The following is a 24,526-nucleotide window of genomic DNA, read 5'->3' as shown; positions in this document are numbered from 1 at the left end:
TTCAGCCCTGCCCTTTGAGGGTCTCGATCGCCAGCAGCACGCGCTCCGGCGTGGCCGGCGCATCCAGACGCGGGCAGACCTTGTAATCCGCGGTGCTGGCAACCGCCATCGACAGCGCCTCAAACACCGAGATGCCCAGCATGAACGGCGGCTCGCCCACGGCCTTGGACCGTTTGATCGTGCGTTTCTTGTTCACCGACCATTCAGCCAGCTGCGTGTTGAAGATGCGCGGCCGGTCGGACGCGAGCGGGATCTTGTAGGTCGACGGCGCATGGGTGCGCAGCCGGCCTTCGTCATCCCACCACAGTTCCTCGGTGGTCAGCCAGCCCATGCCCTGGATGAAGGCGCCCTCAACCTGGCCCTTGTCCAGGACCGGGTTCAGCGAGCGGCCCACGTCATGCAGTATGTCGGTGCGCTCCACCCGGTATTCACCGGTGAGCGTGTCCACTGACACTTCCGAGCAGGACGCGCCATAAGCGTAGTAGAAGAAGGGCTGCCCCTTGCCGGCCGCGCGGTCCCAGTGGATTTCCGGCGTCTTGTAGAAACCCGCCGCCGACAGGTGAACCCGGGCCATATAGGCCGCTTTCACCAGCGTATCAAAGGGGATGACCTCGCCGCCAACCCGCACGCGGTTGGGCAGGAACTCGACATTTTCTTCAGCGACTTCCCACTTCTCAGCGGCAAATTTCTTCAGCCGCGCAATGATCTGCTCCGCCGCATCCAGCGCCGCCATGCCGTTGAGGTCCGAGCCGGACGACGCCGCGGTGGCGGAGGTGTTCGGCACCTTCTCGGTGGTGGTCTTGGTGATCTTGATGCGCTCGAAATCCACCTGGAAGGCATCGGCCACAACTTGCGCCACCTTGGTGTTGAGGCCCTGCCCCATCTCGGTGCCGCCGTGGTTCAGGTGGATCGAGCCGTCATTATAGACATGGATCAGCGAACCCGCCTGATTGTACCAGGTCGCGGTGAAGGAGATGCCGAATTTCACCGGCGTCAGGGCAATGCCCTTCTTGATGATCTTCGACTCCTTGTTGAAGGCGATGATCTCCTCGCGGCGCTTGCGGTACTCGGCGTTTTCCTCCAGCTCCCCGATCAGCCGGTCGAGGATATTGTCCTCCACCTTCTGATGGTAAGGCGTCAGGTCGCGGCCCTCTTCGCCGTAGAAGTTGGCCTTGCGCACATCCAGCGGGTCCTTGCCGAGGGCATAGGCGATCTCTTCGATCATCCGCTCCGCCGCGACCACACCCTGCGGGCCGCCAAAGCCGCGGAAGGCGGTGTTGGAGACGGTGTTGGTCTTCATCGGACGGCTTTTCAGCAGCACGTTCGGGTAGAAATAGGCGTTATCCGCATGGAACAGCGCCCGGTCGGTGACCGGCCCCGACAGGTCCGAGGAATAGCCGCAGCGCGCGGCAAAGCCGCCCTCGACCGCCTGAATGCGGCCCGCGTCGTCAAAGGCCACGTCATAGTCGATCACGAAGTCATGGCGCTTGCCGGTGGCGGTCATGTCCTGATCGCGGTCCGGGCGGATCTTGACCGGGCGGTTATGTTTCTTCGCGGCAATTGCAGCCACCGCGCAGAACAGGTTCATCTGGCTTTCCTTGCCGCCAAAGCCGCCGCCCATCCGGCGGACGTTGACGGTGACGGCGTTGTTCGCAACGCCCAGAACATGCGCCACCATATGCTGCGCCTCGCTCGGGTGCTGGGTGGAGCAATGCACGGTCACGTCCTCGTCCTCGCCCGGAATGGCAAAGGCGATGTGCCCTTCCAGATACATGTGGTCCTGGCCGCCGACGGTCATCTGCGCCTGGATGCGGTGGGCAACTCCCTTGCGGCCCGCCTCCACATCGCCGCGCTCCAGCTTCAGCGGGTCCGTGATCATTGGGTAGCCCGCTTTCTGCGCCTGAACCGGGTCCAGCGCGTGCGGCAGCACCTCATACTCCACCTGCGCCAGCTCGGCGGCGCGGCGGGCGGCATCGCGGGTTTCGGCAATCACCGCAAACATCGGCTGGCCGTGGAACTCGACCTTCCCGGTCGGGAACACAGGCTCGTCATGCTTGCCGGTGGGGCTGATGTCGTTGACGCCGGGCACATCTTCGGCAGTCAGAACATCCACCACGCCGGGGGCGGCACGCACGGCACTAAGGTCGATGCCCTTGATATTGGCATGCGCCACGGTGGACACACCGAGGTAGGCGTGCAGCGTGCCATAGGGTTCGGCGATGTCGTCGGTGTATTCGGCGCGGCCCGTCACATGCTTGATGGCGCTGTCGTGCTGGCGGTCATGGTGCACGGCGCCGCTGATGGTCTGATGGTCTTTCATCTCAAATCCTCCTCAGGCGACGGCCAGCCGGACGGCACCGGCGGTTCCCGCATCATGTTCCAGATAGAACCGGCGCAGCAGGTTGCTGGCCGTCAGCGCGCGGTACTCCGCAGAGGCGCGCCAGTCGCTCAAGGGGGTGAAGTCCTGCTTCACCGCTTCCGCTGCCGCGTCAAACGCGGCCTCGCCCCAGGGCTGGCCCACCAGCGCGGCCTCGGCACCGGCGGCGCGCTTGGGCGTTGCCGCCATGCCGCCGAATGCGATGCGGGCCGCGGTGATCACACCATCTGCCACTTCCACGCTGACCCCGGCCGCAACCGAGGAGATATCCTCATCCCGGCGCTTGGAAATCTTGTAGGCGGCATCAATCTGCCCGTCCCGGCGCAGCGGGATGCGGATCGAGGCAACAAAGTCACCGGGCTCGCGGTCCTGCTTGCCGTAGTCGATAAAGAAATCTTCCAGCGGCAGGATGCGCGAACCGCCCTTCTTCTGCAGCGTCACCTCGGCGCCCAGCGAAATCAGCACCGGCGGGGTGTCCCCAATGGGCGAGCCGTTGGCGATATTGCCGCCGATGGTGCCCATGTTGCGCACCTGCCAGCCGGCGATGCGGTCCCAGTAGGCGCTCAGATGCGGGAAAGCATCGCGGATCGCTTCTTCGCTTTCGGTATAGGTGACGCCGGCACCGATGGTCAGCGCCTCATCGGTCAGCTCAACCGCCTTCAGCTCCTCCAGGTGGGCAACAAACACCACCGGAGAGATCGGCTTCATGAATTTGGTAACCCACAGGCCGACATCGGTGGCGCCCGCGACGATGGTCGCCTTGGGGTTCTCTGCCAGGACCTGCGCCAGATCCGCCGCGTCCAGCGGCAGGATTGCGCGGTCGTCCTCGGGGCCGGTCACAACGCGGGTTTCCGGCCGGATCGCCTGCAGCTTGGCGGTCAGGCTCTCGCGCTCGGTGGTCAGATAGTCATTGGCCGGGGTGCCGTACCGGTTCACCGCCAGCGCAGCCCGCACGATCGGTTCATAACCGGTGCAGCGGCAGAGGTTGCCCTGCACGGCGGTTTCAACTTCAGTCTCTGTCGGCTGCGGGTTTTCCATCCACAGCGCATAGAGCGACATCACGAAACCCGGGGTGCAGAAACCGCACTGGCTGCCGTGATATTCCACCATCGCCTGCTGCACCGGATGCAGCCGCCCGTTCGGGCCGGACAGATGCTCAACTGTCACCACATGGCAGCCGTTGAGCGACGCCAGAAAACGGATGCAGGCATTCACCGCCTCATAGCGCAGCTGGCCGCCCTGAAGCCGTCCCACCAGCACGGTGCAGGCGCCGCAGTCGCCCTCGGCACAGCCTTCCTTGGTGCCGGTCAGGCGTTGCTCCAGCCGCAGGAAATCCAGCAAAGTGGTTGTTGCCTTCACGTCCCCCAGCACGATGTCCTTGCCGTTCAGAAGAAAGCGGATGTCGGTTTGATGTGCCATCTGGCCTCCCGAATGTCTGTGGGCCGCTTGAGCCCGCTTATGTCATTTTTACCCTGTCCGACTGCCACGGTTAACGGGCCCAATCGCGAAAGGCTTTCAACACCGTGTTGAAAATGGATAAGCTAGAGAGTGCCCAACCGGCGCCAGCCAGGGTCAGACTCGCCTGAATATCCCTCGCGCCCGGGCCTCCGGCGCGCCTCTGCCGGGCAGCTAAAGGACCGTTAACCATGTCATATCTGGAATCGCTCAGGGTCTTCACCCGGGTTGTCGAACTGGGCAGCATCACCTCGGGCGGGCGCGACTTGCGGCTGACGCCGGCGGTGGCCAGCAAGCGCATCAAGGAGCTGGAAAAACACCTTGGCGTGCGGCTGTTCAACCGCACCACCCGCTCGCTGACGCCAACCGAGGTGGGAAAACTGTTCTATGCCGAGGCCAAGAAGGTGCTCGAATCGATTGAGGACGCCGAATCGGTGGTGGCGCATTTCTCGGAAGCGCCGCGCGGGGTGATCCGCGTTACCGCGCCCCTCGGCGTCGGCCGCCGCATTATCGCACCTTTGGTGCCCGGCTTTGTCGAGGACTACCCGGCGACTGAGATCCGCATGCGCATGTCCGACCGCAAGGTGGATATCCTGGCCGACGGGCTGGACGTCGCTTTCTTCATCGGGGTGCCGCATGATTCCAACCTGAAAATGCGCAAGATCGCCGATTGCGCCCGCGTCCTCTGCGCCGCGCCCTCCTATCTGGAGCGCTTCGGCACACCGCAGTTGCCTGAGGATCTGATCGGCCGCCACAATTGCCTGCTGCTGCGCTATCCGCGCTCGCCGGAATATTACTGGATGCTGGAAACCCCCGAAGGCCCGCGCAAGTTCGAGGTCTCAGGCAAATACGATGCCGACGACAGCGACGTGCTGACCGCCTGGGCGCTGGACGGGCGCGGCATCGTCAACAAGCCGCGCTTCGATGTTGCCGCGCATCTGAGGGACGGCCGCCTGACCGAGGTGCTGCCGCAGACGCCGCCGGTGGCCACGACCTTCGGCTGTCTTTACCCGCACCGCAAGCTGCAGGATCCGAAAATCCGGTTGTTCGTCGACTATGCGGTAAAACACGGGCTGGCGGCCTTCCGGCGCGGCGAGGCGGGCGGCTGAAAGCCGCCCGCCCCCCGGTCAGTTGCCAGAGCGCGGCGGCACGGTCAGTTTCTCCAGGATGGGGCAATCCGGCCGCTCGTCGCCTGCGCATTTCTGCACCAGGGAGGCCAGCGTCGCGCGCATTTCTTTGAGCCCTGCGATCTTGGCGTCGATCTCCTCCAGCGTTTGCTCCGCCACCCGCTTCACATCCGCACTGGCGCGCGTCTTGTCGTCATAAAGCGCCAGCAGGTGTCGGCAGTCTTCGATGGTGAAGCCCAGCGAGCGCGCCCGGCCGATGAAGAGAAGCCGGTGCAGCTCCTTCTCGTCGAAGGCGCGGTAGCCGTTGGCGCCGCGGCGGGGTTGTATGAAGCCGATATCCTCGTAATAGCGGATGGTTTTGGCCGGCAGGCCGGAGTGTTTGGACACGTCACCGATATTCATCGCTTTCTCCTTTCCTGCCGCTTATTGCGCGGGTGCCGTGCGCAGGCCCGCGGCCTCGCTGGCCCCTTCGGTGCCGGGGCGCGCCAGCGCGGGGCGGATCCAGCGCAGCCGCAGTGCGTTGCTCAGCACGAAGACGCTGGACAGCGCCATCGCGCCGGCCGCCAGCACCGGCGACAGCAGCGGCCCGCCAAAGGGGTACAGCGCGCCAGCAGCCACCGGGATCAGCAGCACATTGTAGCCGAAGGCCCAAAACAGGTTCTCCCGGATATTGCGCATGCTGCGCTGGCTGACGCGGATGGCGTTGACGACGCCGCTCAGCTCGCCCGACATCAGCACCACATCGGCGGTCTCGATCGCCACATCGGTGCCAGTGCCAATGGCAATGCCCACGTCCGCCGCTGCCAGTGCCGGCGCGTCATTGATGCCGTCCCCGACAAAGGCCAGCTTGCCGCCGCCTGCACGAAGTTCCTCCAGCGCGGCGACCTTGCCCTCGGGCAGCACCTCGGCCACCACGTGATCGATGTCCAGCTTGTCCGCGATGGCGCGGGCGGTAGCGGCGTTGTCGCCGGTGATCATCGCGACCTTCAGCCCCAGACCGTGCAGAGCCTTGATCGCATGAGGCGTCGCGGGTTTGACCGGGTCGGCGACGGCGATGACCGCGGCAATGGCGCCATCAATCGCGGCATAGAGCGGTGTCAGCCCCTGTTCGGCCAAGCCGGCACCCTGCTCTGCCAGCGCGCCAAGCTCCACGCCTTCGCGCACCATCAACCGGTCGGCACCGATCAGCATCGTCTTGCCTTCCACAGTGGCACGGACCCCGTAGCCGGTGATTGAATCGAAATCCTCCACAGCTGGCAGCTCAAGCCCGCGGTCTGCGGCGGCCTCCACGATGGCGCGGGCGATAGGGTGCTCCGAGCGGCTTTCCACCGCTGCCACCAGCCGCAGCACATTCTCCTCGGCATGGTCCGGCGCGGTAATCAGATCGGTGAGCGCAGGCTTGCCCGCGGTCAGCGTGCCGGTCTTGTCAAAGGCGACCACAGTGCTTTCCTGCAGCTGCTGCAGCGCGTCGCCCTTGCGGAACAGCACGCCCATCTGCGCCGCGCGGCCAGTGCCCACCATGATCGAGGTCGGTGTTGCCAGCCCCATCGCGCAGGGGCAGGCGATGATAAGCACCGCCACCCCGGCGACCAGCGCAAGACTCAGCGCAGGCTCCGGTCCGAACACCAGCCAGAGCAGCACGGTCAGCGCCGCAACCGCCATCACCGCGGGCACGAACCAGGCGGTCACCCGGTCGACCAGAGACTGAATCGGCAGCTTGGCGCCCTGCGCCTCTTCGACCATGCGGATGATCTGCGCGAGCATGGTGTCGCTGCCCACCTTTTCGGCCCGCACGGTGAGCGCGCCGGTGCCATTGACGGTCGCGCCCACCACCGGCGCCCCTTCGCCTTTCTGCACCGGCACCGGCTCGCCAGTGATCATGCTTTCATCGACATAGGAGGCGCCGCTCAGCACCACGCCGTCGGTGGCGATCTTCTCGCCCGGGCGGACGTGGATGATGTCGCCAGCGACGATCTCATCCACCGGCAGGTCCTGGGTCTTGCCGTCACGCTCCACCCGGGCCGTCTTGGCGCGCAAGCCAGCCAGCTTGCGGATCGCGGCACCAGTGCGGCCCTTGGCGCCGGCCTCCAGCATCCGGCCCAGCAGGATTAGCACGACGATCACGGCCGCCGCCTCGAAATAGACATTGGCAGTGCCCGCCGGCAGCACCCCCGGCGCGAAGGTCGAAACCAGCGAGAAGCCATAGGCCGCCGAGGTGCCAAGCGCCACCAGCGAGTTCATGTCCGGCGCGCCCTTCAGGAGCGCGGGAAAGCCGCGGGTGTAGAATTGCAGGCCGGGGCCGAACAGGACCAGCGAGGTCAGCAGAAACTGCAGGATATGGCTCGTCTGCGTGCCGATGGTCTGCGCCACCAACATATGCATGCCGGGGATCACGTGGCTGCCCATTTCCAGAACGAAGACCGGCAGCGCCAGAACCGCCGCAAGCAGCGTGCGCCGGGCCAGCTGGCGCGTCTCCTCCGCCTTGCGGTCCGCCGCGGCCCCCGGGGCTGCCGTTTCCGACCTGACCTCAGCCGGATAGCCCGCCCCGGTCGCGAGCGCAGCGATCTGCTGCGGCGTGGTGAGGCCCGCAGCGTAGCGCACGGTGGCGCTCTCATCGGCGAGGTTCACTGAAGCTTCCAGGACCCCGGCGCCCGCCGCCAGTGCGCGCTCTACCCGGCCGACGCATGAAGCGCAGCTCATGTTGCGGATCTCCAGCTTCACGCTGGCATCCGCCACCGGGTATCCGGCCTCTGCCAGTACAGCGGCCAGCTGTGCCGCCGAAGCCGCGCCATCGTGGCTTACCTGCACGGTCTCACCCGCCAGGTTGACCGCCGCTTCGCGCACCTGTGGCACAGCCTTGAGCGCCCGCTCCACGCGGCCCGCACATGAGGCGCAGCTCATTCCCTCGACCTGAAACCGGAGGGACCCATTTTCTGCCATGACATCACCCTTGTCTGAACCTGAGTCGGATATAGGGCTTCCAGTGACTGGAAGGTCAACGGGCTTCAACCCCTCCCCCGAAAAAACATGACCATCCTCCGCCTAACCTGGCCTCGTTTCAGCCGTCGCAGCTCCAGAAACCGCGGTAGCTGGCGGTGGGGCCGGGTTCCAGCACGAAGGTCAGCTCGCTGTCAGCGCGCCAGTCGGGATCCTCGAGCAGCTTTACCGTCAGGCTCATCCCATCGGCGGCGAACGCGCCCTGCTGGCCGCCAGGCTCCAGCGTCAGGATCACGCCATTGAGCTTTGCGGCTGCGGTCGTGCCGCTCTCGGTTGCCCAGAGGATCGGCTCGGCGGCCGCGGTGCGGCGGAAGGTGCAGAACGCGTCGTCCGGCAGCACTTGGCGCGCCTCGCTTTCCGTCAGAGGAACAGGGTCGAGATCCGCCAGCAAGGTGTTTGCCAGCGCGTCGGCCACGGTACCCGGACGCGGCGCCTGGTCCTCGTATATGCTGGTCACTACATTGCCGGCCTCGAGATCGGCAATCAGTGCGCGCATTTCGGCGATTTCCTTTTGCTGCGCGGCGATGATGCCATCCGCCATCTTCTTCACGCGGGCATCGCGGATTCCGGCCCGTTCCGATGTCATCACGGCGATCGAATGATGCGGAATCATCGCCCGCATGTAACTTTCACCGCCCACTGTGGCCTGACTGCGCACCAGCCATAGCGAAACCGCAAAGACCACGGCGCTGCCTGCGAAAATGGCGATGTTGATGGCGCGGCTGGAATACATCGCCGCCATGTAACCCAGCATAACGAAAGCCATCGCGGCACCCATCAGCACCGCCATATAGGCCCGGGTTTCGCTGAAGAAGAGGTGCTCCCACGCGTAGGTGTTCAAATACATGAGGATGAACATGACGATGACTGAAGTCACGATCATCGCGGCAAAACGGGCATAACTCATAAGAGCCTCCTTGCAATATCGTTCTCTGTCCCAACGCCCTTCCTGTGCTGGAGGGTTCCGGACTTGCTGGTGCGGAGGCCACGGCCGGCGCAAGACCGGGCAGGTGCAGGCTTCTGTCAGTTGCCTCGCCACAACCGTTGCCGCCGCGGCGGCGTGAGGCGCCGATCAAAGCCCGGAATATAATTGACAAAAGAAGTAAACAATTTTACGCGGCGGGCTCGAAGGAGTTGCCGATGTTTTTCGACCTTGCCGCATTGCGCGCGTTTGGCGCCCGTCCCTGCCTGATCACCGCCCACGGCGAGATCCTGACCTATGCCGGCCTGGCCGAGGCCGCGGGCCAGTTCGCCCGCCAGCTGCCGCGGAACCGCGGGCTGATCGCGGTGGAGGCCGCGGCCGATCCTCAGGCGATCATCGCCTATCTCGGCGCGCTGGCGGCGGGCCATGCGGTGATGCCGCTGCCCGCGGCCGATGCAGAAACCGCCGCCCGCCTGGCCGAACGCTTCCGCCCCGCCGTCAGCTTCCAGCGCGAAGCCGGGCGCTGGCAGTTGCAGGCCCACGCGCATGAGGCAGCCAGGCTGCACCCGGACCTGGCACTGCTGCTGCAAACCTCGGGCAGCACCGGCCACGGCCGCGGCGTGCGCCTGTCTGCCGCGGCAGCCGCAGCCAACGCCCGCGCCATCGCGCAATACCTCGGCCTCACTCCAGAGGACAGGGCGGCGCTAATCCTGCCGCTGCATTACTCCTACGGGCTGTCGGTGCTGCATTCGCATCTGGCCAGCGGCGCAAGCCTGTGGCTCGCCCCCGGCTCGGTGCTGGAGCCGGGCTTTGCGGCGGCACTTGAGGCTTCGGGCGCTACCAGCTTCGCCGGAGTGCCGCATCACTTCAAGCTGCTGGAGAGCACGGACCTGGCCGGCGCCCTGCCGGAACAGCTGAACACGCTGACCGTCGCAGGCGGCGCAATGGCGCCGGAACAGGTGCGCGCCTGGGCCGCCCGGATGCAGAACCGCGGCGGCCGCTTCTTCGTGATGTACGGGCAGACCGAGGCCACCGCCCGCATCAGCTACCTGCCACCGGAACTGGCAATCACCGCGGCCGGTGCCGCGGGCCGCGCGGTGCCCGGCGGCCGCCTTTTGCTGCGCGATGCAGCAGGCTGCGAAGTTACCGCGGCCGAGGGCGAGGGCGAACTGGTCTACCGCGGCCCGAACGTGATGATGGGCTATGCCGAAACCGCCGCCGACCTGACCCGCGGCCCCGAATTGGAGGAGCTGGCCACCGGCGATCTCGCCCGGCGCGATGCCGGCGGGCTCTACCACATCACCGGGCGGCTCTCCCGCATGTCCAAGATTGCAGGCCTGCGCATCGGCCACGACGCAGTGGAGCGCGCGCTGGCTGCCGAAAACCTGGAGGCCGCGGTCTGGGGGGACGACAAGGGCCTGTTCATTGCAATCGCCGGCACCCGGGACCAAGCGCCGGAGGCCATCGCCGCCCGCGCCGCCGCGCTCACCGGAATCGGCGCTCAGCACTTTTCCGTGATTTTTCGCAAGACCCTGCCGCGGCGCGCCAATGGCAAGGTGGACTACCCCGCGCTGAAGGCACAGGCGGCTCCGGCCCGGCGCGCGAAGGACGTGCTCTCCGCGTTCCAGGCCGCTTTTGCCCCGCAAACCGTTGGCCGCAATGACAGTTTCGCCGCGCTGGGTGGCGACTCGCTGCGCCATGTGGAGCTGTCGCTGGCGCTGGACGAACGCCTCGGCGGCGCGCCTGCGGGCTGGGAAGATATGACCGTGGCCGAACTGGAGCGCGCCGCCCCCGCGAAGGCCCCTTCTCTGCCCTTTGACCTGGTGGCGCGGGTGATCGCGATCCTCGCCGTGGTGACCGCGCATCAGACCCACTGGCCGGTTTACGGCGGCGCGGCCGCGATGGTCATCCTAATGGGGATGAGCGTTGCGGGCTACCGCTGGGAAGCTCTGAAATCCGGCGATTTGGCTGGCTTCCTGAAACCGGTGGCAGCTGTTCTGCTGCCGTATTACCTGATCGTCGCGGCCTACGCGCTGGCTTGGCAGCAGGTACCCTGGGCCTCGGTCTTTCTAACCGGGAATTTCGCCTTCACCCTGCCCGAGACCCACCTGATGCTGCCCTATCTCTACTGGTTCGTGGAGGCCTATGTGCAGATGACTCTGCTGGTCGCGGCACCTTTCGCAGTGCCCGCGGTGCGGCGCTGGCTGGTGCGGCAGGGGGCGTTCCGGTCGGGGCTAATGCTGCTGTCCTTTGCCGTTGCGCTGCGGCTGATCACGCCGGAACTCTGGCATATCGGCGGGCGGGCGCAGTTCACCGTGCCGTGGGTGCTCTACCTTTTTGCGCTTGGCTGGTGCATCACCGCCGCCACGCACAACACGCAAAGGCTTCTGGTGCTGGGCGCCGCCTGCGTGATCATGCCCGGCGCGGCCTATCTGGGCGGCAACTGGTACGGCGGCTGGATCAAGTACATGTGGCTTCTGGCGCTGATTGCCGGGCTGCTGTTTATCCCCCGGCTGCCACTGCCGCGGCTGGTGATGCGCCCGGTGATGCGGCTGGCGCAGGCGGCTTTCCCGATCTACCTGCTGCACCGTTTCGTGCCCGAGCTGCTGATGCCATTGGCCGGGCTGGACGGCCGCGGCCCGATGAACGACGCGCTTGCGGTCTTTGGCGGCATCGCCCTGGGGCTGGCCGCAGCCGCCCTGCAGCGCCAGCTGGTGCAGGCCAGGGCCGCCCGCCACTCCCGGATCGGTGCCACGGCGGAAGTCTAGCCAAGCGCCGCGACTGCCGCCGCAATCCGGGTGAGCGCCTCGCTCAGCTCCCCTTCGGAGGCGGCATAGGAGATGCGGAAGTAGGGTGACAAGCCAAAGGCCCGCCCGGGCACCACCGCGACCTTGTGGCTGTCGAGCAGATAGGCGCAGAAATTGGCATCGCTCTCCAGCACCTGCCCCGCCGGTGTGCGCTGTCCCAGAACACCTTCACAATTGGCGAAAGTGTAGAAGGCGCCATCGGGGCGCGGGCAGCGCAGGCCGTTGATGCCGTTGAGCGCTTCCACCACCAGATCCCGGCGCGCCTGAAAGCTGGCGCGGCGCTCTGCCAGCACCTCCTGCGGGCCGTTCAGGGCCGCGACCGCCGCCGCCTGGGCGATCGAGCTGGGATGCGACGTGGATTGCGACTGCACCACCTTCATCGCATCGATCAAGGGCTTCGGCCCCGCCGCATACCCCAGCCGCCAGCCCGTCATCGCATAGGCCTTGGAGACCCCGTTCACCGTCAGCGTCCGCGGCTTCAGACGCGGCTCCGCCTGCGCCGGGGTGACAAACTCGAACCCGCCATAGGTGATGTGCTCGTAAATGTCGTCCGCCATCACCCAGACCCCGGGGTGGGCAAGCAGCACCTCTGCCAGCGCGTGGCAGTCTTGCGCGCTGCAGGCCGCGCCACTGGGGTTCGAAGGGGAATTCAGCAAGAGCCAGCGGGTGCGCGGGGTAATCGCGGCCTCCAGCTGGCCCGGCGTCAGGCGAAACCCCGCGCTCTCGCCCCAGGGGACCGGGACCGGCACGCCGCCGGCAACCTTGATGATGTCGGCATAAGAGGTCCAGCACGGCATGGGCACGATCACCTCATCGCCCGGATCGAGGCTGGCCATGAAGGCCGCAAACAGCACCTCCTTGGCACCGGAGGCGGCGATGATTTCGTCCAACCCGTAGTGCAGCCCGTTGTCACGCGCGAACTTTTCCTGGATCGCCTGCTTCAGCGCCCTGGTGCCGCCGAGGGGCGTGTATTTCGTCTGCCCCGCGTCGATCGCCGCCTTGGCTGCTGTCTTGATGTGCTGCGGTGTGTCGAAATCCGGTTCCCCCGCGCCCAGAATGATCACGTCCTCCCCCGCCTGCCGCATCGCCGCAGCTCGGGCGCCGATGGCGAGGATTTCGGAGACGCCGATGGCCTCCAGGCGGGCGGATTTGCGGAATTCGGACATGGGCGGCACTCCCTGCTGGCGGCTGTCACGGAGCCAGCCTGCCAGAGCGCGGGGCGGACGGACTAGCAGCGGAATGGGACGGCACTCATTCCGTAACGTCATGGGGGCATAACGTCATGGCGGGGGCCAGGCCGGCTCCGTCAGGCCGCGGGCCGGCGCAGCTGCTTCTTGAGCCAGCTTTCAAACTTCTGCACCGCCGCGGCGGGTGTGCCATGCGGGCGCACCAGGAAATAACGGCTGCGCGAGGCAAGCACCGGGCCGGGAATCTGCATCAGCTCGCCCGCCGCAATTTCGCGCGCCGCCATGTCGTAGGGCGCCAGCGCCGCGCCCAGCCCGGCAACGGCGGCGGTGATTACCATCGAATGCTGATCGAAGTAGCGCCCGTCATAACGCGGCACCGCACTGAGCCCCGCAAGCGCGAACCACTCCGCCCAGGCCTCGCCCCGGCTGTCCAAATGCAAGAGCGGCGCGCGCGCCAGATCCGCAGCCGCCTCCAACCTATGGGTGACCGCAAACTCCGGCGCGCAGACCGGCACGGCTTCCTCCCCGAACAGCGGCGTCATCTGGGTGCCGGGCCAGTTGTCCATCCCGTAGTGAATGGCGAGATCGAAGCCCTCGCGGGTGATGTCGAAAGGCGCCAGCCGGGTCGAGAAGCTCAGCTCCACCTCCGGATGGCGGCGGAAGAAATCCGGCAGCCGCGGGATCAGCCACAGATTGGCGAAGGCCGGCAGCACCGCCACCCGCAGGGCCGAGCGCCCGGCCCCGGCAGCGGCGGCCTTTTGCAGCGAGGCCCGCAAACCGGCCAGGTCCTGCGCCAGATCCGACGCCAGCCCCTGCCCCGCCGGCGTCAGCACCACGCCGCGCCCGGCGCGCTGGAACAGGCCAAAGCCCAGCTCTGCCTCCAGCTCCTTCACTTTCTTGCTGACCGCACTTTGCGTGAGTCCCAGCTCCTCGCCCGCGGCGGTGAAGCTTTGGTGGCGCGCCGCACTTTCGAAACAGCGCAGATGCATCAACCCCGGCAGCCGCATCTCACCCCGCCTCCGCCGCGATCTGGCCCAGCAGCCAGTCGCGGAATTGGATCAGCGGGTAATCCCCCGCGTGCTCCGGCGGCCAGACCAGGAAATATTCACCCAAAGACACCGGCTCCCCTTCTATCGCCTGCACCAGCCTGCCTTGCGCGATCTCGTTCCCGGCCAGGAAGTCCGGCAGCAGCGCGAGGCCAAGGCCGTGCACCGCCGCCTGGGTCATCGCGGAGGACTGGTCAAACAGCATCCCCCGCAGCTTTTCTGCCTGCACGCCATGCAGCGCGAACCATTGCTCCCAGCAGTCGGGATGGGTTTCCAGATGCAAGAGCGGGTATTGCAGCAGCGACTCCGTCCGCTCTGCCGCCGAAGCCATAAGCCCCGGCGCGCAGACGGGCAGCACGTGTTTCGGCATGAGCGGCAGGTACTCGACCCCCGGCCAGTCGCGCCCGCCATAGTGGATCGCCGCCTGCGCGGTGCCCGCATCAAAGCCGAAGGGCAGGTTGTGTGTCTGCAGGTTCACCGTGATGCCGGGATGCGCGGCGACGAAATCCTTCAGCCGCGGCGCCAGCCAGTGCAGCCCGAAGGAGGGCAGGATCGACAGGTTCAGGCTGCCGCCATCGGGGTTGGCACGCAGTTTGACCGAGGCCTGCGCCAGCCGCGACAGGATGACACGCGCCTCCCTGGCAAAACCGGCGCCAGCAGGCGTCAGCTGCATCCGCACCTCGCCACGGGCAATCAGATCCACCCCCATCTGCGCCTCCGGCTGCTTGAGCTGGCGGCTGACGGCGCTTTGCGTCAGCGCCAGATCCTCCGCCGCGGCCGAGGCGCTGCCCAGCCGGTCCACTGCCTCCAGCGCCAGCAGCGAAGGGATCGAGGGCAGAAACCGGCGCGGGGCAATCATATGACTTTACCTCATGGGGCCTGGATTTAGTTTCAATAGCAATCCAGCCAATCCGGTGCAATTGCTTAGAGTGAAGCCGCGCGGAGGGGAAACCCGCCGAGAGCGTACTAAAGTTTTCCTCATGCCCGAACGCCCCTATCTAAAGGAAGCCGAGATGTCCCACGCCGAAATCCTCACCGCTGCCGGATTGACTGAAACCCAGCTCAGCGGCGGCACGTTTGCCGTTACCACGCCGGTCGACGGAAGCGAAATCGCCCGCCTGAAACCCCACACAAAAGCCGAGGCCGACGCCGCCATCGCGGGGGCAAAATACGCCTTCGACGCTTGGCGGCTGGTGCCCGCACCGCGCCGCGGCGAACTGGTGCGGCTGATCGGCGATGCGCTGCGCCGCGAGAAGGAGGCCCTGGGCCGCCTGGTGACGCTGGAATGCGGCAAGATCTACCAGGAGGGCCTGGGCGAGGTGCAGGAGATGATCGACATCTGCGACTTTGCAGTTGGCCTGTCGCGCCAGCTCTACGGGCTCACCATCGCGTCGGAACGGCCGGGTCACGCGATGCGCGAAAGCTGGCACCCGATGGGCACCTGCGGCATCATCACCGCCTTCAACTTCCCCGTCGCGCCCTGGTGCTGGAACGCGGCGCTGGCGCTGGTCTGCGGCAATCCGGTGATCTGGAAACCGTCGGAGAAGACCCCGCTCACCGCGCTGGCCGTGCAGAAAATCTGCGAAGGCGCAATGGCGGAATTTGGGGCCGATGCGCCCGAAGGCCTGATCCAAGTGCTGATCGGCGAGCGCGATCTGGGCGAGGCGCTGACCGCCTCGCGCGATGTCGCCATCGTCTCCGCCACCGGGTCGGTGCCGATGGGCAAGGCAGTGGCCGCGGCCATGTCCGCGCGCCTGGGCCGCACCATCCTGGAGCTCGGCGGCAACAATGCGATGATCGTGGCGCCTTCGGCCGATCTGGAGATGGCCCTGCGTGCTATCGTCTTTTCCGCCGTCGGCACCGCCGGGCAGCGCTGCACGTCCTTGCGCCGCCTGATCGTGCATGAAGACGTCTATGACCAGCTGATCCCGCGACTGATCAAGGCCTACGAGGGCCTGCCCATCGGCGATCCGCTGGCCGAGGGCACGCTGGTCGGCCCGCTGATCGACCGCGCGGCGCTGGATGCGATGGCCAGTGCGCTGGAGCGTGCCAAGGCCGAGGGCGGCACCGTGCATGGCGGCGGCCGGGTGCTGGTGGAGGAATATGGCAATGCCGCCTACGTGCAGCCCACGATAGCCGAAATGCCCGCGCAATCTGCCATCATGCATCAGGAAACCTTCGCCCCGATCCTTTATGTCGTGAAGTACAGCGATCTGGACCAAGCCATTGAGATGCAGAACGAAGTGCCGCAGGGCCTCAGCTCCTGCATCTTCTCGACCGATGTGCGGGAGACGGAATATTTTCTCTCGGCAGCGGGGTCGGATTGCGGTATCGCCAATGTGAATATCGGGCCTTCGGGGGGCGAGATCGGCGGCGCCTTCGGGGGCGAGAAGGAGACCGGCGGCGGGCGGGAAAGCGGCTCGGACGCCTGGAAGGGCTACATGCGCAGGCAGACCAACACCGTAAACTACTCGCGCGATCTGCCGCTGGCACAGGGGATCAAGTTTGACATCTGAGCTGTCCGCCAGCCTCTGGCACGACACCTGCCGCGAAACCGCTGCCTTCCCCGTGCTGGAGGGGGCGGCGGAGGCCGATCTGGTGGTGATCGGCGGCGGCTATACAGGCTGTTCGGCGGCGCTCACGGCGGCTGAGATGGGGGCAAGCGTCTGCCTGACCGAGGCCGAAAACATCGGCAGCGGCGGCTCCGGGCGCAATGTGGGGCTGGTGAACGCCGGGCTGTGGCTGCCGCCCGAGGACATCAACGCCACCCTTGGCGCAAAGGCCGGCAAACGCCTCACCTCACTGCTGGCAGGCGCGCCGGAGATGGTGTTTTCGCGGATTGAAGGTCACATCATCGACTGCGAGCCGGTGCGCAACGGCACATTGCACTGCGCCCATGCGCCCGCGGGCATGGCCGGCCTCACGCGCCGCCACGCCCAGCTGGCCGCTACAGGCGCGCCGGTCGCACTGCTCGGGCGGGAGGAGGCCGTGGCGCGGACCGGCACGGATGCAGTGCATGGCGCCCTGTTCGACCCGCGCGCGGGCACCATCCAGCCGCTGGCCTATGTGCGCGGGCTGGCCCGGGCCGCCGCTGCGGCCGGTGCGCAAATCTGCACGCAATCGCCCGCCATCGGCGTTGCCCGCGACGGCGGCGTCTGGACCGTCGCAACGCCCCGCGGAGAGATCCGCGCCCGGTATCTGATCATGGCCACCAACGCCTATGCCCGCGAGATATCAGGCTACGCCGCGCCGCAGGTGATCCCGGTGCATTACTTTCAGGCCGCCACCGCGCCGCTGCCGGAGACATTGCGTGCGGAGATCCTGCCGGGCCGCGAAGGCTGCTGGGATACCGCGCTGGTGATGTCCTCCTGGCGGCTCGATCAGGCCGGGCGGCTGGTGATCGGCGCGATGGGCTCGCTCGGCCATATCGGCAGCCCGCTGCACCGCCACTGGCTGCAGCGCAAGCTGGCCGCGCTGTTCCCCGCCTTGCGCGGCACGCCGCTGCATCAGCATTGGCACGGCCGTATCGCGATGACCACGGAGCATCTGCCCAAAATCTTGGAACTGGACGGCGGGCTTGCCTGTTTCGGCTACTCGGGCCGCGGCATTGGTCCCGGCACGCTGTTCGGCGCCCGGATGGCGCAGGCGCTGCTGGAAGGCGATGCTTCCTGCCTGCCGGTTCCGCCCGCGCGCGGCCACGCCATCCCCCTGGCCTGCCTGCGCAGCGCCTATTACGAGACAGGCGCCACGCTCACTCATCTGGTCAGCAACCGCTGAGGCCGCAAACTCCGCGGCTTGGCTTTAGTTGCAGCCGGCCACCGCCTGCCCGAGGTCCCGCAGCAGCGCAGGGTAGAACTGCGCGCCCGGCTCCAGGTGGCTGCCCATCGGGTCCAGCACCGCGGTGCCCGCGCCGGTGCCCTCGGCCACGGCTGCGACCAGGCCCGGGTTGAACTGCGGCTCAGAGAACACGCAGGCCACGCCCAGATCCCCAGCCGCGTCCCGCAGTTCGGCAATGCGCGCAGGGCTTGGGCTTGCCGCATCGCTCAGCGCAATGGCCCCCGCAGTGCGCAGCCCGAAACCCGCCTCGAAATACTGGTAGGCATCGTGAAAGACGATCACCGCCCGCTCCCGCACCGGCGCCAGCGCGGCAGAGACCTCCTCCGCGGTGGCTGCGATCTCCGCCTTGCCCGCCGCGGCATTGGCGGCATAGGCTTCCGCATTGGCGGGATCGGCCGCCGCCAACTCCGCCGCGATCACGTCCAGCCAGGCGATGGCGTTTTCCGGCAGCAGCCAGGCATGCGGATCGGCCCCGGCATGGGCATGGGCATGTGTGGGCTCTCCGCCATCGCCGCCATGCGCGTCCTTGTGCTCATCATCTTCGTGGCCATCATCGCCGCTGTGCAGATCTTCGTCGTCCGCGTGATCCCCGGTATGGCCCTCACCGTGGCCCTCATCGTGATGCGCAAACAGGGTGCCGCCGCGCGCCTCCATCACCCGGGTGCCTGGCGCCTCGATCAGCTCGACCTGCGCCGCGTCCGCCGCCAGTTCCGACAGCGCATCGGTCAGCCAGGGCGTCAGCGGCTCGCCGAGCCAGAACACGACGCCGGCCTGGTTGAGCGCGCGCGCCTCCGACGGGCGCATCGCGTAGCCATGGGGTGAGGCGCCCGGCGGCACCACCAGATCCGGCTCCCCCAGCCCCTGCATGACCCGCGCCACCAGCCCGTGCACCGGCAGAATGTCCGCCGCCACCCGCGGCACATCAGCCCGGGCCGCGCCCGCTATCCCAGCCACGGTCACAGTTACCGCCAAAACTGCCACCATCGGCAGCCGCGCTGCAATATTCCCAACCCTCATCGCGAGTCCTCATGTGATTTTATAACACTCGCCGGGGTTGATAGTTGTCATAAGATAACATATCAAGCCCCAAATCCGCCTACCGCAGCACAGGTGCCCAGCATGCAGCCCATTGGCTTTGAACCCCATGATCACAGCAACTGCATCGACGGCTGCATCGCCACGGTTGATGCGCAATGCCAGTCCCGCGGGCTGCAGCTGACTCCGGTGCGGCGGCGGGTGCTGGAGATCCTGCTGCAAGAACACCGGGCGCTCGGCGCCTATGAGATCCTCGACCGCCTGCGCGAGGAAGGGCTGGGGTCGCAGCCGCCGGTCGCCTACAGGGCGCTGGATTTCCTGGTGAAAAACGGCTTTGCCCACAAGATCGAGCGCCTCAACGCTTTTGTCGCCTGCGCCCACCCGGGTGAGCAGCACGATCCGGCTTTCATGATCTGCCGCGCCTGCGACGCGGTGGCCGAGGCCCGGCGCGGCCCCACCCAGGGCCAGCTGGGCGAGGCGGCGCGGGAGGCCGGGTTCGTGATCGAACGCACCGTGGTCGAAGCCGAGGGGCTCTGCCCGAAATGCCACGGGGACAGCCGCTCATGAGCCTGGTCACGCTGGAAGGAGTCAGTGTCGCACATGGCGGCCAGAAGGTGCTGTCAGCCGTCGGGCTGACCTTGTCCGCAGGCGAGATCGTGACCGTGGTGGGCCCCAACGGCTCGGGCAAATCGACGCTGCTGCGCGCCATCATCGGCGCGGCGCGCCTGTCCGGGGGCCGGGTGATCCGGGCGCCGGGTCTGCGGATCGGCTATGTGCCGCAGAAACTGCATATCGATCCGACCCTGCCGTTGACCGTGCGCCGCTTCCTCAGCTTGCCGGAGCCGGTGAGCGACTCCCGCGCGGCGGATGCGCTGGAGCAGGCTGGCGCCGGAATGCTGGCCTCGCGGCAGATGGCGGGGCTCTCCGGCGGCCAGTTCCAGCGGGTGCTGCTGGCGCGGGCGCTGCTCAGCCGCCCGCAGCTCCTGATCCTCGACGAGGCCACGCAGGGGCTCGACCAGCCCGGCTCCGCCGCCTTCTACCAGCGCATCGAGAAGGTGCGCCAGGAACTTGGCTGCGCAGTGCTGATGGTAAGTCACGAGCTGCATGTGGTGATGGCCGCCTCGGACCGGGTGATCTGCCTCAACGGCCATGTCTGCTGCGAGGGCGCCCCCGAGCATGTCGCCTCCGCGCCCGAATACCGCGCCCTGTTCGGCACCGGCACCAAGGGCGCGCTGGCGCTCTACCGGCACGAGCACAACCACAGCCACGATCACGACTGCGCCCACAACCACCAGCCGGAGGCCGCGGAATGAGCTTTCTCGACGATTTCCTGATCCGCGCCGCGCTGGCCGGCATCGGCGTGGCTTTGGCCGCGGCCCCCCTGGGCTGCTTTGTGGTCTGGCGGCGGATGGCCTATTTCGGCGACGCCACCGCGCATGCCTCGATCATGGGGGTGGCGCTGGCGCTCAGCTTCGAGACCTCAATCTTCACCGGTGTCCTGGTGACGGCGCTGGCGATGGCGGCAACCGTCTCGGCGCTGGCCGGGCGCGGCTATGCGATGGACACGCTTTTGGGGGTGCTGGCGCATTCCTCGCTTGCCGTTGGTCTGGTTGCGGTGTCCTTCCTGCAAGGCGTCCGGATCGACCTGATGGCCTATCTCTTCGGCGACATCCTGGCAGTCAGCCGGGGCGACCTCGCGGTGATCTGGGGCGGCGCGGCGCTGGTGCTGGCGCTGTTGTGGTGGCGCTGGCAAGCGCTGCTGACTTCGACGCTCAGCCCTGATCTCGCGTATGCGGCGGGCATCGACCCGCGGCGCGAACAAATGGTTCTGACCCTAGCCCTGGCGCTGGTGGTCGCTGTGGCGATCAAGGTAGTGGGGGTGCTGCTGATTGCGGCGATGCTGCTGATTCCGGCCGCCGCTGCCCGCCCCTTTGCCGCAACGCCCGAGCGTATGGCCGCGATCGCCGCCCTGCTTGGCGCAGTGGCCGCGGCCGGAGGTCTGCAGCTTGCCTTCGTCTTCGACACTCCGGCCGGTCCCAGCATCGTCTGCCTGGCGGCGGCGCTGTTCGCCGCTGCCTCGGCCGGGCGCCTGGTGACACGGGCTGCCGGACGCTGACGGCACAGGGCCGCTCGGAGTGAGCGGTTGAGCGCCCGCTCGCGGAGTTGTGCCGGGGCTGTTCCTCCTGGCCCTCGCATTGCGCGTTCAGGGTATCGGGACGCTGCGCGGGCGGCAGCTCCAGCGCTCCTCCCTCCGGCAAAAAAGTGGGGCAGCTGTTTCAGGCATTAAAGCCACCGCGCCGCCCGAAACCGCCGCAGCGGTCCTGCAAAATCGCGTTGGCCAGCGCCGGATAATTTGGTTCAGTCAGCCTGCTGCGGGCGGCCGGCGCGCGGCGGCGGTCAGCTTCCAGTCTGCCGCAGCCCGTTGTCACCGGTCCATTTGCCGATGGTTTCTGCCAGCGCCGCGCGCGAGATCGGCTTGGTCAGAAAGTCATCCATGCCTGCCGCCAGGCATTTTTCCCTGTGGCTGCCCAGCACATTGGCGGTGAGCGCGATGATCGGACATTTGGCGCGGCCCGCCTCCGCTTCGAACTGGCGCATCTCGGCGGTCGCCTCGATGCCGTCCATCACCGGCATCATCATGTCCATCAGCACAATGTCCGGCGGGTCGGTGCGGAACCGCTCCACCGCTTCCGCACCGTTCTTGGCAATGCTGATCTGCAAAGGCGCGTCCTTCAGCATCTTGGTGACCACAAGCTGGTTGGTCAGGTTATCCTCGGCCAGCAACAGCTTCAGAACGCCGCCAGGCGCCCGCGCGGCAGGTTCCGGCATGCGGGACACCGGCCGGGGCATGTCCGGAACGGACGCAGCGATCTGACGCGGCGCCTCGCGCGGGGCCACAGCAGCGGCCTGCTCGGCCTCGGCGCGCGCGCACAGGGCCGCGCTGATCACCTTGCGCAGCTGCGCCGGGCGGACTGGTTTCAGCGCGATCTCGCAGGGCGCCAGCGCAGCGCCACCCTCGCGGGTTGTGCCGTGATCGGAAGAGGACAGGATTACCAAAGGCAGCAGGGCGCCGCCCGGCATTTGCCGGATCCTGCGGGCCATCTCCAGCCCGTCTATTCGCGGCATCTGGTAGTCGAGAATGGCGAAATCGAATCTCCGCCCGTCCAGCGCCGCGTCCGATAGCAGCTCCAGCCCCGCCTCGGCCGACGCCGCAGTGGAACAGGTCGCTCCCCAGGCGGCCAGCCTTTCGGTCAGGATGGTCCGGTTCACTTCCAGGTCGTCGGTGACCAGCGCATGCAGGCCGGCCAGGCGCTCAAGCGGTATGCCCTCCTCCTCCGGTTCTTCCCCGGCAGGTTCCAGCGGCAGCCGCAGCGTGAAGGAGGAGCCTTCGCCAAGAGTGGATGTCACCCGGATCGACCCGCCCATGAGGTCGAGCAGCCGCGAGGAAATTGCCAGACCCAGCCCGGTGCCCTCGAAACTGCGGCTGGCCGAGCTTTCGGCCTGTTCGAAGGCGCGGAAAACCTGGGAGAGCTGATCTTCGGCGATGCCGATGCCGGTGTCGGTGACGGTGATTTCCAGCTGATAGCCGCCGGCCTCCGCACCGCCGGTCACATCAATGCAGACATAGCCCTCCAGCGTGAATTTGACGGCATTGCCCGCCACGTTGGTAATGACCTGCCGGATCCGCCCGCCATCGCCCAAGAACCGTTCCGGCAGTGCCGGATCATAGCGCAGTGTCAGCTCGACGCCGTTATCCGCGGCTTTCGGCGACAGCAGGGTGACAACATCCTCGATTGCGGTCTGAAGGTTGAAGGGCGCGCGCTCCAGCTCAACCTTGCCGGCCTCGATCTTGGAGAAATTCAGAATGTCGTTAATGATCGTCAGCAGCGCGGAGCCGGACTTGGCGATGGTGCGGGCGTATTCCTTGCGGTCGCCTTCGAGACCGCTGTCCAACAGCAGCTCCGCCATGCCGATTACCCCGTTCATCGGGGTGCGTATCTCGTGGCTCATGTTGGCGAGGAATTCCGACTTGGCGCGGTTGGCGGCATCGGCGGCCTCGCGCGCGTGTTCCAGCGCATATTCGCGCTCGTCGCGTTCGGCAAAGGTATCCTCCAGCACGCCGACCGAGAAATTCAGTGCCTGGAACTCCCGCGAGGCATACCACGGCAGGGGCTCACGCGGGCTGCGCAGGCCGGTGATCGCATCCGACATCCGCCGGTGGATCATCTGCAGCGGCCGCAGCGCCAGAACATTCACCAGCAGCAGCACCAGAAGGGACAGCAGCAGCACCGTCACCATGGTCCAAACCGTGGCGCGGCGGGCCCGCGCCTCGACCAGCGCGGCGCCATCTTCGGTCGACCATTGCACCAGCATGGTGCCGAAAACCGCGCCTTCGAGCTCGACCGGGCGTTCATACATGACAAAGCTGCCGGAGGGCGGCGCAGTGGGCGCCTGCGCCTCGGCCAGGAGGTCGCCTGCAGGGTTGCGGATCTGGATCGAGCTGATTTGCGGGTTGCGGCTGACCGCCTCGATCAGCCCGGTCTCCAAGACCGGCACATCCTCGACGATGATCGCCTCCAGCATCAGCCCGCTGAGCAGCGACACGGTGAGCCGCGCCTGCTCGGACAGATGCTGTTCCAGCCGCTGCTCCTCCTGGCTGCGGGCAGCCTCGCCGACGGCAAAGCCGACCACCCCGGCCGCGAGCAGCAGGGACACAACGATCTGGAAGAGGATGCCGCTACGTGTCATGCAATCGGGGGCTCACTGCTAGAATGCAAGGCTGCGGTCCATCGCGCTGCGGATAATGTCGTAGTCGCTGTCCGACCCTTCCAGAAATCCGTTTTTCGCGATCTGGCGCACGATCTCTTCATGTTCCGAACTGAGCATGACGCTGCGCATAGCCTGCAGAATGTGCTCCGGCATGTCCGGAGCCGCAAGCCAGGGTTTGGTCACGTTTTCGAAACTGGCGAGCACCCGCAGCGGCACGCCCTTTTCAACCAGCTTCTTGTAAGTGCTTTCCTTCAATGCCCCGGCCGCAAATTTGCCTGCTCCCACCGCTTCGCCCACCAGGTCATGGCGGCCGAGATAAGCGTAGTCGCGCAGATTTGCACCTGAGATGCCGGCGTCCAGCAGATAGGATTGGGCCAGGTAGCGGCCTATGGTCGAAAGCTCGTCACCGAAGGCAAAGCTCCGGCCGGTCAGCTCGGAGACCGATTGCAGCGGGCTGTCGCGGTGCACCACGATCACGCCCTTGAACCGCTTGGCACCGTTTTTGGCTTCCATCGCGATGATGCGGATGCCGGGGTTTTCCTTCATCACATGCACATAGGACGCAGGCCCGAAGCGGGCAAAATCCACCTCGCCGCCGGCAAGATGGCGGATGCCCTCGCCATATTCCTTCGCCACCTTCATGCGGATCGAGACCGGCTCGCCCAGCTCCTCGCTCATCCGTTTGGCCAGAAACATCAGGAACGGCTGGTACTGTCGCACCGTGGTTGTGGGTTTATCCGCCGCGTAGGTACCGAACACCAGTTCGGTCCCGGCCTGGCCGGAACCGGGCAGAGCGGCCGCCAGAAGCGCCCCAAGCAAAGCACCGCGGACCCCCGCACGCGCCGCAGATGTGACCATACCGAAGATACCATTAAAAAAAAGCAACCCTTTCACGGCTCTAGCCTCCTGACCAATGCAGCCTTTACCGGCCCTTCTGCGGCCAGTCCTCGTTACATGCCACAGTGG

Annotated in this window: 18 protein-coding genes; 7 read left to right on the top strand and 11 right to left on the bottom strand. The window is 66.7% G+C overall.

The window, feature by feature from the left end; translation table 11 throughout:
* Nucleotide 1: 1 nt before the first annotated feature.
* Complete coding sequence (xdhB, locus tag ACOHX0_RS18525; RefSeq protein WP_420678646.1) at nt 2-2,320, bottom strand: xanthine dehydrogenase molybdopterin binding subunit; 2,319 nt, start codon at nt 2,318-2,320, stop codon at nt 2-4.
* Between the two features lie 12 nt (nt 2,321-2,332).
* The gene (gene xdhA / locus ACOHX0_RS18520) at nt 2,333-3,796 is read right to left on the bottom strand and encodes a xanthine dehydrogenase small subunit (RefSeq protein WP_420678645.1); all 1,464 of its coding nucleotides are present in this window, start codon (nt 3,794-3,796) and stop codon (nt 2,333-2,335) included.
* Nucleotides 3,797-4,023: 227 nt separating this feature from the next.
* Here xdhA and ACOHX0_RS18515 point away from each other — a divergent pair, with 227 nt between their 5' ends.
* Nucleotides 4,024-4,941 carry a LysR family transcriptional regulator gene (locus ACOHX0_RS18515; RefSeq protein WP_420678643.1) on the top strand — a complete coding sequence of 306 codons (918 nt, stop codon included), beginning with the start codon at nt 4,024-4,026 and terminating at the stop codon, nt 4,939-4,941.
* 18 nt (nt 4,942-4,959) lie between these two features.
* On the opposite strand, the gene cueR is transcribed toward ACOHX0_RS18515, so the two are convergent.
* The 3 genes from cueR to ACOHX0_RS18500 all read right to left on the bottom strand — a co-directional run bounded on the left by cueR (nt 4,960) and on the right by ACOHX0_RS18500 (nt 8,863).
* Nucleotides 4,960-5,361, bottom strand: coding sequence for a Cu(I)-responsive transcriptional regulator (gene cueR, locus ACOHX0_RS18510; protein ID WP_420678642.1), 402 nt, complete (start codon nt 5,359-5,361; stop codon nt 4,960-4,962).
* A 21-nt stretch (nt 5,362-5,382) separates the two neighbouring features.
* The gene (locus tag ACOHX0_RS18505) at nt 5,383-7,899 is read right to left on the bottom strand and encodes a heavy metal translocating P-type ATPase (protein ID WP_420678641.1); all 2,517 of its coding nucleotides are present in this window, start codon (nt 7,897-7,899) and stop codon (nt 5,383-5,385) included.
* A gap of 118 nt (nt 7,900-8,017) precedes the next feature.
* The gene (locus tag ACOHX0_RS18500; protein WP_420678640.1) at nt 8,018-8,863 is read right to left on the bottom strand and encodes a DUF305 domain-containing protein; all 846 of its coding nucleotides are present in this window, start codon (nt 8,861-8,863) and stop codon (nt 8,018-8,020) included.
* 233 nt (nt 8,864-9,096) lie between these two features.
* On the opposite strand from ACOHX0_RS18500, the gene ACOHX0_RS18495 reads away from it, so the two are divergent.
* Nucleotides 9,097-11,646, top strand: a complete 2,550-nt coding sequence (locus tag ACOHX0_RS18495; protein WP_420678639.1) for an AMP-binding protein — start codon at nt 9,097-9,099, stop codon at nt 11,644-11,646.
* Here ACOHX0_RS18495 and ACOHX0_RS18490 read toward each other — a convergent pair.
* The 3 genes from ACOHX0_RS18490 to ACOHX0_RS18480 form a co-directional block, all read right to left on the bottom strand.
* Nucleotides 11,643-12,851 (bottom strand): pyridoxal phosphate-dependent aminotransferase, encoded by a 1,209-nt coding sequence (locus ACOHX0_RS18490; RefSeq protein WP_420678638.1) that lies wholly within the window; start codon nt 12,849-12,851, stop codon nt 11,643-11,645. The two genes, ACOHX0_RS18495 and ACOHX0_RS18490, sit on opposite strands and share 4 nt — an antisense overlap.
* A 140-nt stretch (nt 12,852-12,991) precedes the next feature.
* Nucleotides 12,992-13,879, bottom strand: a complete 888-nt coding sequence (locus ACOHX0_RS18485; protein WP_420678636.1) for a LysR substrate-binding domain-containing protein — start codon at nt 13,877-13,879, stop codon at nt 12,992-12,994.
* 1 nt (nt 13,880) lies between these two features.
* Entirely contained in the window at nt 13,881-14,777 is an 897-nt protein-coding gene (locus ACOHX0_RS18480) for a LysR substrate-binding domain-containing protein (RefSeq protein WP_420678635.1), read from the bottom strand.
* 154 nt (nt 14,778-14,931) lie between these two features.
* Here ACOHX0_RS18480 and amaB point away from each other — a divergent pair, with 154 nt between their 5' ends.
* Complete coding sequence (gene amaB, locus ACOHX0_RS18475; protein ID WP_420678634.1) at nt 14,932-16,434, top strand: L-piperidine-6-carboxylate dehydrogenase; 1,503 nt, start codon at nt 14,932-14,934, stop codon at nt 16,432-16,434.
* Nucleotides 16,424-17,695 carry an NAD(P)/FAD-dependent oxidoreductase gene (locus ACOHX0_RS18470; RefSeq protein ID WP_420678633.1) on the top strand — a complete coding sequence of 424 codons (1,272 nt, stop codon included), beginning with the start codon at nt 16,424-16,426 and terminating at the stop codon, nt 17,693-17,695. The genes amaB and ACOHX0_RS18470 overlap by 11 nt, the downstream gene beginning before the upstream one ends.
* A 24-nt stretch (nt 17,696-17,719) precedes the next feature.
* On the opposite strand, the gene ACOHX0_RS18465 is transcribed toward ACOHX0_RS18470, so the two are convergent.
* Entirely contained in the window at nt 17,720-18,772 is a 1,053-nt protein-coding gene (locus ACOHX0_RS18465) for a zinc ABC transporter substrate-binding protein (RefSeq protein WP_420678632.1), read from the bottom strand.
* Between the two features lie 102 nt (nt 18,773-18,874).
* On the opposite strand from ACOHX0_RS18465, the gene ACOHX0_RS18460 reads away from it, so the two are divergent.
* Genes ACOHX0_RS18460 through ACOHX0_RS18450 form a run of 3 tightly spaced genes read left to right on the top strand, consistent with a single transcriptional unit; the run spans nt 18,875 to nt 20,906 of the window.
* The gene (locus ACOHX0_RS18460; protein WP_420678631.1) at nt 18,875-19,357 is read left to right on the top strand and encodes a transcriptional repressor; all 483 of its coding nucleotides are present in this window, start codon (nt 18,875-18,877) and stop codon (nt 19,355-19,357) included.
* Nucleotides 19,354-20,103, top strand: a complete 750-nt coding sequence (locus tag ACOHX0_RS18455) for an ATP-binding cassette domain-containing protein (RefSeq protein WP_420678630.1) — start codon at nt 19,354-19,356, stop codon at nt 20,101-20,103. Before ACOHX0_RS18460 ends, ACOHX0_RS18455 begins: the two co-directional genes overlap by 4 nt.
* Nucleotides 20,100-20,906 (top strand): metal ABC transporter permease, encoded by an 807-nt coding sequence (locus tag ACOHX0_RS18450; protein ID WP_420678629.1) that lies wholly within the window; start codon nt 20,100-20,102, stop codon nt 20,904-20,906. The genes ACOHX0_RS18455 and ACOHX0_RS18450 overlap by 4 nt, the downstream gene beginning before the upstream one ends.
* 281 nt (nt 20,907-21,187) lie before the next feature.
* On the opposite strand, the gene ACOHX0_RS18445 is transcribed toward ACOHX0_RS18450, so the two are convergent.
* On the bottom strand, nt 21,188-23,539 hold the full coding sequence (locus ACOHX0_RS18445; RefSeq protein WP_420678627.1) for a response regulator: 2,352 nt from the start codon (nt 23,537-23,539) through the stop codon (nt 21,188-21,190).
* Between the two features lie 18 nt (nt 23,540-23,557).
* The gene (locus ACOHX0_RS18440; RefSeq protein ID WP_420678681.1) at nt 23,558-24,418 is read right to left on the bottom strand and encodes a PhnD/SsuA/transferrin family substrate-binding protein; all 861 of its coding nucleotides are present in this window, start codon (nt 24,416-24,418) and stop codon (nt 23,558-23,560) included.
* Nucleotides 24,419-24,526 lie beyond the last annotated feature (108 nt).

The organism is Cribrihabitans pelagius, assembly GCF_048820915.1.
Lineage (GTDB): Bacteria > Pseudomonadota > Alphaproteobacteria > Rhodobacterales > Rhodobacteraceae > Cribrihabitans_A > Cribrihabitans_A pelagius.
Note: the sequence above shows the minus strand (reverse complement) of the source record. Positions and strands in the feature narration are given on the sequence as shown.

Bases quoted from the DNA above. Each gene is read 5' to 3' on its own strand.
- xdhB (WP_420678646.1), bottom strand. From the start codon at position 2,320: ATGAAAGACCATCAGACCATCAGCGGCGCCGTGCACCATGACCGCCAG.
- xdhA (WP_420678645.1), bottom strand. From the start codon at position 3,796: ATGGCACATCAAACCGACATCCGCTTTCTTCTGAACGGCAAGGACATC.
- ACOHX0_RS18515 (WP_420678643.1), top strand. From the start codon at position 4,024: ATGTCATATCTGGAATCGCTCAGGGTCTTCACCCGGGTTGTCGAACTG.
- cueR (WP_420678642.1), bottom strand. From the start codon at position 5,361: ATGAATATCGGTGACGTGTCCAAACACTCCGGCCTGCCGGCCAAAACC.
- ACOHX0_RS18505 (WP_420678641.1), bottom strand. From the start codon at position 7,899: ATGGCAGAAAATGGGTCCCTCCGGTTTCAGGTCGAGGGAATGAGCTGC.
- ACOHX0_RS18500 (WP_420678640.1), bottom strand. From the start codon at position 8,863: ATGAGTTATGCCCGTTTTGCCGCGATGATCGTGACTTCAGTCATCGTC.
- ACOHX0_RS18495 (WP_420678639.1), top strand. From the start codon at position 9,097: ATGTTTTTCGACCTTGCCGCATTGCGCGCGTTTGGCGCCCGTCCCTGC.
- ACOHX0_RS18490 (WP_420678638.1), bottom strand. From the start codon at position 12,851: ATGTCCGAATTCCGCAAATCCGCCCGCCTGGAGGCCATCGGCGTCTCC.
- ACOHX0_RS18485 (WP_420678636.1), bottom strand. From the start codon at position 13,879: ATGCGGCTGCCGGGGTTGATGCATCTGCGCTGTTTCGAAAGTGCGGCG.
- ACOHX0_RS18480 (WP_420678635.1), bottom strand. From the start codon at position 14,777: ATGATTGCCCCGCGCCGGTTTCTGCCCTCGATCCCTTCGCTGCTGGCG.
- amaB (WP_420678634.1), top strand. From the start codon at position 14,932: ATGTCCCACGCCGAAATCCTCACCGCTGCCGGATTGACTGAAACCCAG.
- ACOHX0_RS18465 (WP_420678632.1), bottom strand. From the start codon at position 18,772: ATGAGGGTTGGGAATATTGCAGCGCGGCTGCCGATGGTGGCAGTTTTG.
- ACOHX0_RS18460 (WP_420678631.1), top strand. From the start codon at position 18,875: ATGCAGCCCATTGGCTTTGAACCCCATGATCACAGCAACTGCATCGAC.
- ACOHX0_RS18455 (WP_420678630.1), top strand. From the start codon at position 19,354: ATGAGCCTGGTCACGCTGGAAGGAGTCAGTGTCGCACATGGCGGCCAG.
- ACOHX0_RS18450 (WP_420678629.1), top strand. From the start codon at position 20,100: ATGAGCTTTCTCGACGATTTCCTGATCCGCGCCGCGCTGGCCGGCATC.
- ACOHX0_RS18445 (WP_420678627.1), bottom strand. From the start codon at position 23,539: ATGACACGTAGCGGCATCCTCTTCCAGATCGTTGTGTCCCTGCTGCTC.
- ACOHX0_RS18440 (WP_420678681.1), bottom strand. From the start codon at position 24,418: ATGGTCACATCTGCGGCGCGTGCGGGGGTCCGCGGTGCTTTGCTTGGG.